At 58.0% G+C, this 13,026-nt stretch carries 13 protein-coding genes; 1 reads left to right on the forward strand and 12 read right to left on the reverse strand.

From position 1 onward, the window contains the following. Window positions 1-95: 95 nt before the first annotated feature. From KUV22_RS05060 to ffh, 12 genes are all read right to left on the reverse strand, one after another. The gene (locus KUV22_RS05060) at window positions 96-587 is read right to left on the reverse strand and encodes a hypothetical protein (protein WP_222229026.1); all 492 of its coding nucleotides are present in this window, start codon (window positions 585-587) and stop codon (window positions 96-98) included. Window positions 588-663: 76 nt separating this feature from the next. Beyond that, window positions 664-1,290 carry a LysE family translocator gene (locus KUV22_RS05065; protein WP_222229028.1) on the reverse strand — a complete coding sequence of 209 codons (627 nt, stop codon included), beginning with the start codon at window positions 1,288-1,290 and terminating at the stop codon, window positions 664-666. 85 nt (window positions 1,291-1,375) lie between these two features. Then, a complete protein-coding gene (locus tag KUV22_RS05070) occupies window positions 1,376-2,287 on the reverse strand; it encodes a DMT family transporter (RefSeq protein ID WP_222229030.1) in 912 nt (303 codons plus the stop codon). A gap of 39 nt (window positions 2,288-2,326) precedes the next feature. Further along, a complete protein-coding gene (gene recJ / locus KUV22_RS05075; protein ID WP_222229032.1) occupies window positions 2,327-4,057 on the reverse strand; it encodes a single-stranded-DNA-specific exonuclease RecJ in 1,731 nt (576 codons plus the stop codon). A gap of 89 nt (window positions 4,058-4,146) precedes the next feature. Then, window positions 4,147-5,538 (reverse strand): threonine synthase, encoded by a 1,392-nt coding sequence (thrC, locus tag KUV22_RS05080; protein ID WP_222229034.1) that lies wholly within the window; start codon window positions 5,536-5,538, stop codon window positions 4,147-4,149. A gap of 89 nt (window positions 5,539-5,627) precedes the next feature. Next, complete coding sequence (locus tag KUV22_RS05085; protein ID WP_390625230.1) at window positions 5,628-6,872, reverse strand: homoserine dehydrogenase; 1,245 nt, start codon at window positions 6,870-6,872, stop codon at window positions 5,628-5,630. A 433-nt stretch (window positions 6,873-7,305) separates the two neighbouring features. After that, window positions 7,306-8,061 carry a DsbC family protein gene (locus KUV22_RS05090; protein ID WP_222229036.1) on the reverse strand — a complete coding sequence of 252 codons (756 nt, stop codon included), beginning with the start codon at window positions 8,059-8,061 and terminating at the stop codon, window positions 7,306-7,308. Window positions 8,062-8,316: 255 nt separating this feature from the next. Next, a complete protein-coding gene (rplS, locus tag KUV22_RS05095) occupies window positions 8,317-8,670 on the reverse strand; it encodes a 50S ribosomal protein L19 (RefSeq protein WP_010132937.1) in 354 nt (117 codons plus the stop codon). A gap of 78 nt (window positions 8,671-8,748) precedes the next feature. Then, on the reverse strand, window positions 8,749-9,516 hold the full coding sequence (trmD, locus tag KUV22_RS05100; protein ID WP_222229038.1) for a tRNA (guanosine(37)-N1)-methyltransferase TrmD: 768 nt from the start codon (window positions 9,514-9,516) through the stop codon (window positions 8,749-8,751). Continuing rightward, a complete protein-coding gene (gene rimM / locus KUV22_RS05105; RefSeq protein ID WP_222229040.1) occupies window positions 9,516-10,079 on the reverse strand; it encodes a ribosome maturation factor RimM in 564 nt (187 codons plus the stop codon). The genes trmD and rimM overlap by 1 nt, the downstream gene beginning before the upstream one ends. 39 nt (window positions 10,080-10,118) lie before the next feature. Next, window positions 10,119-10,358, reverse strand: coding sequence for a 30S ribosomal protein S16 (rpsP, locus tag KUV22_RS05110; RefSeq protein WP_010132940.1), 240 nt, complete (start codon window positions 10,356-10,358; stop codon window positions 10,119-10,121). 224 nt (window positions 10,359-10,582) lie between these two features. Next, window positions 10,583-12,007 (reverse strand): signal recognition particle protein, encoded by a 1,425-nt coding sequence (ffh, locus tag KUV22_RS05115; protein ID WP_222229042.1) that lies wholly within the window; start codon window positions 12,005-12,007, stop codon window positions 10,583-10,585. A 197-nt stretch (window positions 12,008-12,204) separates the two neighbouring features. Between ffh and KUV22_RS05120 the strand changes: the two genes are divergently transcribed. Continuing rightward, window positions 12,205-13,008, forward strand: a complete 804-nt coding sequence (locus KUV22_RS05120) for a cytochrome C assembly family protein (protein ID WP_222229045.1) — start codon at window positions 12,205-12,207, stop codon at window positions 13,006-13,008. The last annotated feature ends 18 nt before the right edge of the window (window positions 13,009-13,026 follow it).

A 13,026-nucleotide genomic window follows, 5' to 3' on the forward strand; every position in this document is an offset into this window, starting at 1 on the left:
CCCCTCCCTCTTATTCGCAATAGGCCACCACCTTGCGCCCTCCCCTTAGGGAAAGGTCAAGACGCGAACTACCCGGGGAGATGCGGACCTCCACATCAACGAGAGGCAGCCCCTCCCGGTGTCTCCTGCGGGCAGTCACCCAGCTGGTACTGGCCTGGCTTGGCCGGGTCAAATCCGAGCTCAAGGGCAGCATCGAGAAACCCTGCGGGAATTTTGTGGATCAGCACATCACCGGTGGCGCCACCACAGACACTCGGGTACATGCGATCGGTGCGGGTAGCGCAGCGACTCTCCTGAACCTTGATGCCGTTTTCCACCAATTGCGCGGAGCTTGCCTGCAGACTGCGGCCGCCGCCTTCGCACTGGCGATTACCACGCGCTTGCATCACCCACATATTGGCATCGGTCGAGGTTTGCGCGCCGGCGGCAGCTTGAGGCTCCGCTGTCGCAGGCGCCTGTTTCTCTTCCTTGGGTGGCGCCGCATCATTGGGCTTGTCATTCCCAGCTTTATCACGGGAAGTGTCACAACCCGCCACCGCCACGGCAATCGAGGCGACAACCACCAATCGAATCAGTGTTTGAAACATGTTTGCTCTCCTTTGCTCTACCCACTCACGCCATATCTAATGCGGTTGAGTTGGGGGTTTCCTTACTGGCTTACGTTCAGCTTAGCGCGAGCCACACCCCCACGCCCATCATCAGGGTGCCCGCGATACGATTCATCAACTTGACGCTTTCGGCGCGCTGCAGCAGGCGACTCAAACTGTAACCGCCGCTGGCGTAGATCAACATGCACGCGAACTCCATCAGCAGGATCAAACTGAGCAATACCACCATCTGCGGCAGCACAGGCTGGCTCTGGCTGATAAACGGCGGGAGCAGCGCGACAAAGAATGCCCACCCTTTGGGATTGGCAACCGCGGTGACAAACCCCTGCGAAACCAGTGACTGCGCCGGAATGGACATCGACATCTGGCCAGACGATTCCGCCAGCGCCATTTGCCCTTGCGAGCGCCACATCTGCACACCGAGATAGGCGAGGTACGCGGCGCCACAGTACTTAAATAACTGGAATGCCTGCGGGTATTGCAACATAAATGCGGCAATCCCCACGACGGTGGCAACAGCCACCAGAGCAACCCCGGCCAACTCTCCCAGCATCATCCACAGAGTACGCCTGACACCCAGCGCCATACCCATAGTGAGAGCCAGCGTCATGCACATGCCCGGCGTAAGCGAGACAAAGAAAAACGTGGGGATGAATACCGCTAACACGGACAAATCAATCACTCAGCAAAACCTCCAATGCCGACCTCAAATACCGAATAGCCGCTCCAAAACGCTCACCAAACTTCAATGGAGCGTTATTGGAGTTTTAATGGTGCGTTCCGTTGTGATTGCCATAGTGACTGACAAACATACCCGCCAGCATCAGGCCACAACCCACCAGCTCTTTCGCACTGAGCATTTCATTCAAAAACAGCCAGCCCGCGGCCACCGCGAACACCGACTCCAGGCTCATAATGACGGTGGCGTGGGATGGTGCCGCATTGCGCTGTCCCAACAACTGGAAAGTAAACGCAATCGCGGTGGAGAAGATCATCATGTACGCGATCGGCCAGGCAGCATCCCAGGCAGCCTGCAAGGTAGGCTGCTCGATCAGCAGTGATGCGATTGCCGACAGCACACCACACACTAAAAACTGAATCGCTGCCAGTCGCAGCGCATCGTAGCGATGCACCAGATAGTCCGCAGACAGGACCTGAATCGCAAATACGAAGGCGCTGGCAAATACCATCAGGTCGCCAATCAGCTGGGTTTCCTCACTGAAATCCGCCAGCCAGTAGAGACCGATTAGCGCCAGGGCGACACCACCCCAGGTCCAGCGATTGGTCTTGTGTCCAAGGGACAGCCCGATTATCGGCACCAGCAGCAGATAAAAACCGGAGATGAAACCCGCACGACCTGCAGTTGTATAAATCAGGCTCGCCTGCTGCAAAGCCGCACCAAGAAAAAGCCAGAAACCCAGCACGGCACCGCCCGGCAAGCAATTACGCCACGAGCGGGCTATCGATGGAGCCCCCTCCTCCACAGGTTTCGAATTCCTGCGTCCCCCCAACCAGTAGACGATGGGAATCAGCAACAAACCACCCAAAAGAAAACGCCATGCGTTGAATGCCAACGGCTCGATATGCGCCATGGCAATTTTCTGGGGAACAAAGGCAACGCCCCAGAAGAGCGCCGCCAACAGCAGCAATAACTCCGCTCTCGCCTGATTTTGTTTCATACAACTTCCAAAATAAAAAACGCGTCTACCAGTAAACAATCAAACCGGCTGGATATGGCTGACCATCAGCTGCAAGGACTGACGGCCGCGAAATTCGTTGATATCGAGTTTGAACGCCAAATGGACACGTTCAGCCTGGGAGGGCCACATATCGGTATCCACGTTAAAGGCGATGGCATCCAGGGCTTTCTGTGGCGCATCTACCGGTGCGACCACCATCTTGAGGTGGCGCTCTCCCACAATGCGCTGCTGCAACAGCAAAAATTCACCATCAAATTCCGGTTCCGGAAAGCCCTGCCCCCAGGGTGCGCAGCTGCGCAGGAGCCCCGCGGTTTCCATGGTGAATTCAGCCTCGTGAAGTGCACCGTCGGTTTCAATCACCGCCTGCAGCTGCGACTCCAGGATACGGTTGCGCACTGCGGCTTCGAACGCCTCCTTGAATGCCGGAAGGTTTTCCAGCGGAAGGCTGAGGCCCGCGGCCATGGCGTGGCCACCAAACTTGCTGATCAGATCCGGGTGCGCTGCGGCCACATCGCTCAGGGCATCGCGGATATGCAGCCCGGGTATGGAGCGTGCAGATCCCTTCACCAGATCGTTGTCACCATCTGCAAAGGCAATCACCGGGCGGTGAAACTTTTCCTTGATGCGGCTGGCGAGAATACCGACCACACCCTGGTGCCAGGCGCTGTCGTAAAGGCACAAACTCCACGGCAGCCCATCCTCCGCCAACTGCAGCTGGTCGAGGGCCGCCATGGCTTCCCGCTGCATACCCGCCTCAATCGCTTTGCGATCGCGGTTCAGGCCGTCCAGCTCCACCGCCAGCTCCCGGGCTTCCTCCGGGTCCTGGGTGAGCAGGCAGCGAATGCCGGTACCGATGTCGTCCAAACGTCCGGCCGCGTTAATGCGCGGCCCCAGGATAAAACCGATATCGCCGGTGGAGAGTCGCTGAATATTGCGCCCAGCGACGTCCATCAATGCCTGGATACCGGGGCGACAACGGCCCGCGCGAATGCGCGCAATCCCCTGATGCACGAGAATACGGTTGTTGTGATCCAGCGGCACCAAATCCGCCACCGTACCCAGGGCAACCAGGTCCAGATACTCCGCCATATTTGGCGCAGCAATGCCGGTTTCCTCAAACCAGCCAGCGGCTTGCAGGGCGCTCTTTACCCGACTTAGCAGGTAGAAAATGACCCCGACACCGGCCAAGTTTTTACTCGGGAAATCGCAATCGGGCTGGTTGGGATTGACGATGGCGTCCGCCCTTGGCAGTTCCTGCCCGGGCAGATGGTGGTCGGTGACGATCACCTTGAGCCCCGCTGCGCGCGCGGCTTCGACACCATCAATACTACTGATACCGTTGTCCACGGTAATCAGAAGATCCGGGTTGTACTCCCGGGCCACTTCGACAATTTCCGGGGTCAGGCCGTAGCCGAACTCAAACCGGTTGGGCACCAGGAAATCCACCGGGCCCGCGCCGAGCGCGCCCAGCGCCAGCACCGCGAGCGTACTACTGGTGGCACCGTCCGCGTCAAAGTCACCAATGATCAGAATCTTCTGCTGGTTCCGTATGACCTCGGATAGCAACGCTACCGCGGCTTCCATACCTCGCATATTCGCCGGACTGTGCAGGCGGGCAAGCTGATGCTCCAGTGCATCTTCACTGTGGACACCGCGGCCCAACAGCACGCGCTGGAGAATTTCGGGGGTAGAAGACGTAAAACGGCCAGAGGAGAAATCCACTGGCCGTCGTCGAATAATCGCGCTCATCGCATCCGGTCGCTCAGGTTCCTGGGGGGCCGGATTTACACCGGCAAGCCGCCCATTCTACCCGGACGCGGGCACCGCTCAAGCGGCGGTTAACCGAGTGCGTGAGAGATGAAATCGTGTACCGCAGAAAGTTCGTTTGGTAGGATTTGTAACCGCTCTTCCCGCTCCATCAAATCCGCCATATGGTGCGGCAAAGGCACCTTGGTACCCGGCAGCGCCTTGTCGACCGCCTCGCTGAACTTGGCCGGGTGCGCAGTGGCCAGGCAAACCATGGGTTCGGCCTGCGATTTGCGCGCCTTGCGCGCCGCTTCCACGCCAATGGCGGTATGCGGATCGAGCAGGTACTCGGTGGATTCAAACACCTGGCGAATCACCTCGACCGTACGCTCGTCACCCACGCGCTCGGAGGAAAACAGGGTACGCGCCTTCTCCAGAACACTTTCATCCAGCTTGAGCGGTGCACTGCGATCTGCCAGCAAACGGGCTACCGCCGCACCATCGCGGCCATGCAGGTCAAACAACAGGCGCTCGAAGTTGCTGGAAACCATAATGTCCATGCTCGGGGACAGGCTGTGCACCAGCGGCTGCGGCGAGTGATCGTTGGCACTGATGCAGCGGTGCAGGATGTCGTTGGCGTTGGTGGCGATCACCAGCTGGTTGATCGGCAGCCCCATGCCCCGTGCCAGGTAACCGGCAAAAATATCGCCAAAGTTACCGGTGGGCACAGAGAAGTTGACCGCACGGTGCGGCCCACCAAGGCTCAGCGCCGCGTGGAAGTAGTAGACGATCTGGGCCATGATCCGCGCCCAGTTAATCGAATTCACGGCTACCAGACGGCGACCGTCCGGCAGGAACGACTGGTCCGCGAAGCTCGCCTTCACCATGTTCTGGCAATCGTCAAAATTACCCTCCAGGGCAATATTGAACACATTGTCCGACAGCACCGAGGTCATCTGCTTGCGCTGTACCTCAGACACACGGTTGTGCGGGTGCATGATGAAAATATCGATGTTTTCGCAGTGACGGCAGCCCTCAATGGCCGCAGAACCGGTATCACCGGAAGTCGCGCCGAGCACCACAACCTTTTCACCGCGTTTCTTCAACAGCAAATCAAACAGCTGGCCGAGGAACTGCAGAGCAAAATCCTTGAACGCCAGAGTCGGCCCCTGAAACAACTCCATCACCCATTCGTTGTGGCCGGTCTGCACCAGCGGCGCAATGGCGGAATGACGGAAGCTGCTGTAGGCGCGCTCGATCACGCCACGCATTTCCTCTTCACTCAGATCCTCGGACACAAACGGCCACATAATGCGGAAGGCCAGCTCCTCATAGCTGAGGCCGGCCATTTCCGCGATTTCATCGCGGGTGAAGGTGGGCAATTTTTCCGGCACATACAGACCGCCGTCACTGGCAAGTCCGGTCAGAACGGTGTCGGCAAAACTCAAGGACGGCGCGTGGCCGCGGGTACTGATAAATTTCACGGTAATTCGATTTGGCGCAATAGCTTAATGAATAGAGCGCCGGCGAACGGGAAATCCCCTCGCCGGCGTTTGAGTTGTCGCGGCAGGTATTAGCCCAGCGGTTCTACGCGAATCCGCACCACAGGCCCCTGAATCGTATCCAGCGCCTCAATCTGGCTAACCGCTTCCTGCAGCTGGGCCTCGCGTGCGCGACTGGTCAGTAACACCACCGGCACCAGCTCTTCGCCCTCCGCAGGCTCGTGCTGGATCAGCGCTTCAATACTGATGCCCTGCTCGCTACAGATGGTTGCCACCTTGGACATCACACCCGGCTTATCGAATGCGGATATGCGCATGTAGTAACTGGTTTCCGCATCGTCCATCGACAGGACTTCATCCAGGTCGCCCTGGCTTTCCTGGGTCACGCCGGCGAGCGGTACACGCTGGTCGGGGCGCACATTCAGGGTACGCGCGACATCCACGATATCGGCAATCACTGCGGAGGCCGTCGCCTCGGCACCGGCACCGGCGCCGTAATACAACGTCGGACCAACAGCGTCGCCGTTGACCAGCACCGCATTCATTACCCCGTTTACATTAGCAATCAGGCGGCGCTCGGGAATGAGGGTTGGATGCACACGCAGCTCCACACCTTCACCGGTGCGACGGGCAATACCGAGATGCTTGATGCGGTAACCCAGCTCGTCTGCGTACTGAATATCTTCTTTGGCGACGCCACTGATTCCCTCGGTGAACACCTTGTCGAACGCCAACGGCATGCCAAAGGCGAGAGACGCCATGATCACCAGCTTGTGCGCCGCGTCGATGCCTTCCACATCGAAGGTGGGGTCGGCCTCGGCATAACCCAGCGCCTGCGCCTGGGACAAAGCCTCTTCAAAGCTGCGACCTTTCTCGCGCATCTCAGTCAGGATGTAGTTACCGGTGCCATTGATAATGCCCGCCAACCACTCGATACGGTTGCCGGCCAAACCTTCCCGCAGGGATTTGATAATGGGGATACCGCCTGCCACTGCGGCTTCGTAGGCGATGGTCACGCCCTTGGCGGCGGCCGCAGCAAATAACTCATTGCCGTGCTCGGCAATCAGCGCCTTGTTTGCGGTCACCACGTGCTTGCCGTTGGCAATCGCGGTCAATACCAGCTCGCGAGCCACGGTAGTACCACCGATCAGCTCCACCAGGACATCCACGTCCGGATTGTTGGCGACATCAAAAATTTCGCGGGAGACATTGATATTGCTGGTATCGCAATCCGGGTTGTCCCGGCGTGCACCAACCTGCACGATCTCGACCGAACGGCCACAACGTGCAGCAATTTCCGCGCTGTTGCGCGTCATAACATTGACTGTCCCGCCACCTACGGTGCCGAGACCGCAGATACCAATTTTCACTGCGGCAGGCGCAGGGGCATCTGAGGCGGATTCACGACCCGCAAATGTAGAGTTTTCTGAGACCTTGGTGGCTTCGTCGGCGAATGCGCTCACAACTTCCCTCCGCGCATGACTACTACTAACTACTAACTAGCTGGTACACAGCGCAATAACTGGCGTAAAAATCGAAAAAAGGCCGACAACCTTACTGAGATATGGGGGAAAATGTCAATTAAATTGCGCCAGGCGATCACTAAAGCAGCAAGCCGCTTAGACATTAGCCCACCACACCTCGACAGACAGAAAAGCCAGAAACTAAAAAGGGCCAGCAAAAGCCGGCCCTTCTCGCGCTCTGAGGCAAATACCCCAAAGACTTCCATCGGAAAGCGATCCTCGCGAATCAGATACCCAACGCTTTGGCCAGGGTTTCCGGGGGCACATAACCCGGTACCACGGTGCCGTCTTCCATCACGATGGTCGGGGTTCCGCGCACATCGATGGCTTCGTTGCCCAGCTTGTATTGAGCGGCCACCGGGTTGTCATTACACACCTTGAGCGGCACGTTCTTGCGGTTTTTCAGATCGGTAAGTGTCTTGTTGGGGTCATCCGCACACCAGGCCGTGGCCACTTTGCGATAGCCTACGGAGTTGAGCCCCGCGCGCGGGAACGCCAGGTAGCGCACCTCGATACCGCGGCGATTCAGCTCGGGCACGTCGTCGTGCAGCTTGCGGCAGTAACCACAATCTACGTCCGTAAACACATACACGTGGGCCTTGGTCTTACCTTTGGGCGAAAACACGATCATTTCGCTCAGGTCCTGCTCGCCCATCACCTTGGCGCGATTCTTACCGCGACGCTGCTCGGACAGGTTAACCACACGCTGAGGAGTCACCTCAAAAAGGTCGCCGGCAATAAAGTGACCGCCATCCTTGGATACAAACAAGACATTGCCACCGTTGACCTCAACCTCGTAGAGCCCCGGCATTGCACTCTCGCGCACCTCGCCAAAATTGGCTCCCGGATTACCCGCCGTCAACTTGGCTTTAATCTGCTTCGCCACGGTGTCATCAACAGCAGTGGCAGACTGCGCCAGCAACAGTGCGGCGGTGGCAGCCAATGCGGCGAGAGGCTTCAGTGGCTTGGCTAGAAAATTCATGATGGAGCTACTCCGGTGTTATTCGTCACGGTTAACCCGCGCCAGATCTTTACTCTGACCATCCCGACGGGGGCAGGTTCCAGCCCAGTATGGCATCCAACCGATCAAACGTTATCGCTTTTATGGGCGTTTGACGCGTTTTACTACACAATCACCGCAAACGCCAATCCCAACTAGAGACCCCTACAGGAAAGGTAAAACAGCGGGCATAAAAAAACCGGAGCCAGGCTCCGGTTTCTTTCGAACAAGAAAAACTTACTTGGCCAGTTTTTCTTTGATTCGAGCAGCTTTACCAGTCAGGCTGCGCAGGTAGTACAGCTTAGCCTGACGAACGTCACCGCGACGCTTCACAGAAATGCTGTCAACCAGCGGGCTGTGGGTCTGGAAGGTACGCTCAACGCCAACGCCGTGAGAAATTTTACGCACGGTGAAGGAAGAGTTCAGGCCGCGGTTACGCTTGCCGATCACAACACCTTCAAACGCCTGCAGACGCTCACGGTTACCTTCTTTTACTTTTACCTGAACAACGATGGTGTCGCCCGGTGCAAAAGCTGGCAGTTCGGATTTCAGCTGTTCTTGTTCCAGCTGCTGAATGATTTTGTTGGTCATTTGGAGTTCTCCAAAAGGGTTTTGTGTAGCCTCTCGGCTAGATCGCCGAATTACTCTCGCCTCACGGCGAATCCGACATTAATCCTGTTCATCCGGTGCAGATTCCTGGAGAAACTCCTCCAGCAATTGCGCCTGTTCCGGAGACAGCGCCAACGCTTCGAGCAAGTCTGGGCGGCGCTGCTGCGTCCGACCCAACGCCTGCTTAAGGCGCCAGCGGCGAATCTTTTCATGGTTACCGGAGAGCAATACTTCCGGTACCGACCTGCCCGCAAATTCTTCCGGGCGGGTATAGTGCGGGCAATCCAACAGGCCCTGCGCGAAAGAGTCTTCCACCGCAGACAGGTTGTGCCCCAGCGCACCTGGAATCAGCCGCGTAACCGCATCCACCATTACCATGGCTGCCAGTTCGCCACCGCTCAGTACGTAATCACCGATCGACCACTCTTCATCGATCAGCGACTCGACGATGCGCTCATCAATCCCCTCGTAGCGACCGGCCAATAAAACCAGGTTGCCCGATTGGGAGAGCTGCTCCACGCCCTGCTGATCCAACTGCCGCCCCTGCGGGGACAGATAGATAGACCTGGCGGGCCCAGTCTCTTCAGCCCAACGACGCGCTTCGCCCAAAGCCTGGGACAAAGGCTCGGCCAGCATCACCATGCCCGGACCACCGCCGTAGGGGCGATCGTCCACAGTGCGATGCCGATCACTGGTGAAATCCCGCGGATTCCAGCAGCGAACTTCCAACAGACCGTCTTTTACTGCCCGACCGGTAATACCATAGTCAGTCAGTGCTGCGAACATCTCCGGGAAAATGCTCACCAGCGCTACGCGCTTGGCCGCCATCAGAACTCAGGGTCCCAGTTGACGGTAATCACGCCGGCCTCAAGGTCGACCTCGGTGATGAACTCGCCGGGAAGGTACGGAATCAGGCGCTCTCGCCCATCGTCACCCCCGCGCACCACCATCACATCATTGGCGCCCGTTTCCATCAGCCGGGCAACTTCACCGAAGCGAGTTTCCTGGCCTTCAAACGTACTTACCACCTGCAGCCCCTGTAACTGGTGCCAGTAGTATTCGCCGTCATCCAGTTGTGGCATTTCACCACCGACGACTGCGATATCTCTCTGACAAAACTGCGCGGCGATATCCCGATCATCCACATCCTTGATGTGAATAATCAGCCCCTTGCCATGACGCTTTCCAGCATCAATCTCCAGAGGCTGCCACTGGGGAACCCCCTTAGCGGGATTAGCGGCAGGATTCTGCAGCCACCAGCGCGAGTACTGCAGTATGTTTTCCATTGGCTCAGTATAGGAATGCACCTTTACCCAGCCACGGACTCCGTAAACCGAGGTGATGCGCCCTACTGTGACCAATTCTTCGCTATTTACCGAATGCTCAGCCACTGGCACACCCCGGAATACAGATGATCAGGGATCAAAGAATCAAGCAGATTCTTTCAGCAGCTTGCTGACGCGGTCAGACAGCTGGGCGCCTTGGCCTACCCAGAACTCAACGCGATCACGGTCGACGCGCAGACGCTCTTCCTGGCCACGAGCAACCGGGTTGAAGAAGCCAACACGCTCGATGAAACGACCGTCGCGAGATTTGCGGCTGTCGGTCACAGTCAGGTGATAAAACGGGCGCTTCTTCGCACCGCCACGAGCCAAACGAATGGTTACCATGTAGCTATCCTGTAGTTTCAACACTAACCGGTCAGAAAAGTTGACCGGAACATCCCGCCTCTCGGCGGTAATATCAGATGCCGCCGGAGCGGAAATCTGCTTTTAAATCAAGGTTCAACGAGTCGGAGCCCGCTGAAAGGCGGCGTATTCTAATGTACGCAACCGGGTTTGTATAGCGGCGAATCCGCTGCCAGCGCCAACTATCTTGTGACGCCCACATCCGATCACTTTTTCTTTAAGCCCGGGGGCAGGCCGCCCGGCAGACCACCCATGCCGCCAGGCATTCCACCGCCACCCATGCCGCCCATACCGGGCAGGCCACCCAGGCCGCGCATCATCTTGCCCATACCGCCGCCTTTGAGCTTCTTCATCATCTTGCCCATCTGCTTATGCTGCTTGAGCAGGCGATTCAGGTCCTGGATCTGGGTACCGGAACCCGCGGTAATGCGGCGCTTGCGCGAGCCGCTCAAAATATCCGGGTTGCGGCGCTCTTCCGGCGTCATGGAGCTAATAAGCGCGTCCATACGACGGAACTCCTTACCCATATCTGCCTGCTGCGCCGCCTGTGCAAGACCGCCCATCCCCGGCATCTTGTCCATCAGCGCGCCCAGGCCACCCATGTTCTGCATCTGCTGCAACTGGTCGCGCAGATCTTCCAGATCGAAGCCCTTGCCCTTCTGCACCTTCTTGACCAGCTTCTCGGCTTTCGCCTTGTCGATGGTCTGTTCGGCCTGCTCGATCAGCGACAGGATGTCGCCCATACCGAGAATCCGGGAAGCGATACGGTCCGGGTGGAAGGTTTCCAGCGCGTCGGTTTTTTCACCGACACCGATGAATTTAATCGGCTTACCAGTCACGTGGCGCACGGACAGCGCCGCACCACCGCGGGCGTCACCATCTGCCTTGGTCAGAATCACACCGGTCAGTGGCAGCGCATCGTTGAAGGCGCTCGCCGTATTCACCGCGTCCTGACCGATCATGGCGTCGATTACGAACAGGGTTTCCGCCGGATCCAGGAAGTCGTGCAGCTCGCGAATCTCGCCCATCAACTCTTCGTCGACGTGCAGGCGACCGGCGGTATCCACGATCAACACATCGGCAAACTGCTTGCGCGCGGCGTCCATCGCCTGACGGGCGATATCAATGGGCTTTTGTTCTGGCTGCGAGGGCTGGAAAATCGCACCCACTTCGCCGGCCAGGGTTTCCAACTGTTTGATGGCCGCGGGGCGGTAGACGTCCGCACTCACCACCATCACCTTTTTCTTTTCCCGCTCCTGCAGGTATTTGGCGAGCTTGGCAACACTGGTGGTTTTACCAGCACCCTGAAGACCCGCCATCAGGATCACAGCCGGTGGCTGCACGGCGAGGTTTAGCGGGGTCGCCGCCTCACCCATTACCTTGACCAGCTCATCCTGTACGATTTTGACGAACTGCTGCCCAGGGTTCAGCGCCTTGCTGACCTTCTGACCGACGGCTGCGGTCCGCACCTGCTGTACGAATGCCTTGACCACCGGCAACGCCACATCCGCCTCCAGCAGAGCCTTGCGCACCTCGCGCAGCGTGTCACGGATATTGTCATCCGTTAGACGGGCTTTACCTGTGACTTTCTTCAGTGCCGACGATAATCGGTCGCTCAGGTTATCGAACATATCACCTTCTCAAATCGTATACGCCTCGGTACCGCGCGCCTTCTTATCCATGCCTCAGAACACGTCGGAGGCGCGCAACAGGGTACCGGAACCCCAAAAACGCGGCAGTATAGCCCAGCCGGGCTTTCCAGCACAGGCGCGCTGTGACACACTGCCCGCCCAGACAAATAAAGAAACAGCAAAACGGACACACCCCAATGGCGGCATTCGCCCACTGGATGGCAATAGCACTTTATATCGCCACTACAGGTGTAGCGGCTGCCACCCTGTATCGACAACCGCAAAACACCAAACAGCCGCTATTACTGGGGCTGTTTGCAGGGGCTCTGGTCGCCCACGGGCTCTCTCTCAGCCACACCCTGCTGGCCAGCGACGGCTTTCGCTTCGACCTGTTGGCAGTAATGTCCTTGATTACCTGGACGGTGGGACTGCTGCTGCTCCTGCTGTCACTCCGTCACAAATTGACCCTGCTGATTCTAGTGATCGCGCCACTCGCGGCCCTGGCACTCATAGGTGCCCAGCATGCCTGGAGCGGACCCACCCCCCGTGCGGAAATTTCCCCTGGGATCGCCGCCCACGCGTTTTTCTCGATTGCCGCCTATTCATTGCTCACGCTGGCGACACTACAGGCCATCTATCTCTACTGGCTCAACCAGCAGCTGCACAACCACCGCCCCGGCGGCATCAGCCGTTTTTTGCCGCCACTGCAAACCATGGAAAGCCTGCTGTTTGGACTGATCGCTTTCGGCCAGCTGCTGCTCACCGCGGCACTGATTACCGGTGCACTGTTCGTCGACGATCTGTTTGGGCAGCAACTGGTCCACAAGACTACCCTGTCCATCTTTGCCTGGATTCTGTATAGCATCCTGCTGTGGGGGCACTGGAAAAAGGGCTGGCGCGGCAACACCGCTGTGCGCTGGACCCTGTCGGCATTTGCCGTATTGATGCTGGCCTTTTTTGGCAGCAAGTTGGCGCTAGAAGTGTTTCTTCCCCAGCAGTAATCCACCCCGATTTACACC

Origin of the sequence: Microbulbifer agarilyticus (assembly GCF_019800665.1) — a bacterium.
Classification (GTDB): domain Bacteria; phylum Pseudomonadota; class Gammaproteobacteria; order Pseudomonadales; family Cellvibrionaceae; genus Microbulbifer; species Microbulbifer agarilyticus_C.

Bases quoted from the DNA above. Each gene is read 5' to 3' on its own strand.
- KUV22_RS05060 (WP_222229026.1), bottom strand. From the start codon at position 587: ATGTTTCAAACACTGATTCGATTGGTGGTTGTCGCCTCGATTGCCGTG.
- KUV22_RS05070 (WP_222229030.1), bottom strand. From the start codon at position 2,287: ATGAAACAAAATCAGGCGAGAGCGGAGTTATTGCTGCTGTTGGCGGCG.
- recJ (WP_222229032.1), bottom strand. From the start codon at position 4,057: ATGAGCGCGATTATTCGACGACGGCCAGTGGATTTCTCCTCTGGCCGT.
- KUV22_RS05085 (WP_390625230.1), bottom strand. From the start codon at position 6,872: ATGACGCGCAACAGCGCGGAAATTGCTGCACGTTGTGGCCGTTCGGTC.
- KUV22_RS05090 (WP_222229036.1), bottom strand. From the start codon at position 8,061: ATGAATTTTCTAGCCAAGCCACTGAAGCCTCTCGCCGCATTGGCTGCC.
- rplS (WP_010132937.1), bottom strand. From the start codon at position 8,670: ATGACCAACAAAATCATTCAGCAGCTGGAACAAGAACAGCTGAAATCC.
- trmD (WP_222229038.1), bottom strand. From the start codon at position 9,516: ATGGCGGCCAAGCGCGTAGCGCTGGTGAGCATTTTCCCGGAGATGTTC.
- rpsP (WP_010132940.1), bottom strand. From the start codon at position 10,358: ATGGTAACCATTCGTTTGGCTCGTGGCGGTGCGAAGAAGCGCCCGTTT.
- ffh (WP_222229042.1), bottom strand. From the start codon at position 12,007: ATGTTCGATAACCTGAGCGACCGATTATCGTCGGCACTGAAGAAAGTC.
- KUV22_RS05120 (WP_222229045.1), top strand. From the start codon at position 12,205: ATGGCGGCATTCGCCCACTGGATGGCAATAGCACTTTATATCGCCACT.